Source organism: Pseudomonas entomophila (genome assembly GCF_013523165.1).
Taxonomy (GTDB): domain Bacteria; phylum Pseudomonadota; class Gammaproteobacteria; order Pseudomonadales; family Pseudomonadaceae; genus Aquipseudomonas; species Aquipseudomonas entomophila_A.
The window spans coordinates 1-522 of the sequence record NZ_JAAMQI010000062.1; the positions used below are offsets into that span (position 1 = coordinate 1).

Sequence of the window (522 nt, forward strand, 5' to 3'; positions counted from 1 at the left end):
TCACTGGCCACAAAGGCATGACCTTCACGCTGGAAGGTGGCGGTGTCGTCACCATCGAGGCGGGCAAGGCGAGCGGCACTTACGTACTGACGACCGCCGATGACGTGTACGTTGGCGGGCAGGGCACTATCGTCAAGTCGATCACCGGCATCACTGGCGGCAATGTCTTCGAGAAACTGTCGACTTCGGGCAGCACGTGCACCACGGTCACCGACGAGCCAGGTACGCCAGGCAATCCGGGTGGTACCGGTACGCCGAACGGTGGTGACCTTGTCACTGTTGGCATCACCGCCGACCAGACCAGCGTCACCGAGAACCAGTCGGCGACCTTCACCGTCACTACTAACCGTGTGCTGGAGCGTGACCTCAACGTCACCCTCAGCAACGGCGATACTGTGACTGTGAAAGCGGGCTCGACCACGGCCACTTACACCCTGGCAGCCCAGGGCGACGACGTCTTCAAAGACGGCGAAACCGTGAAGTTGGGTGTTCAGAGCGCAGTCGATGCTGGCGGCAAGGGCT

1 protein-coding gene is annotated in these 522 nt (G+C 61.7%); it reads left to right on the forward strand.

Translation table 11 applies throughout. The features are described from left to right. Window positions 1-17: 17 nt before the first annotated feature. Window positions 18-522 (forward strand): immunoglobulin-like domain-containing protein (locus G7Z99_RS19645; protein WP_181096824.1); only part of this gene is annotated, 505 nt, incomplete at its 3' end.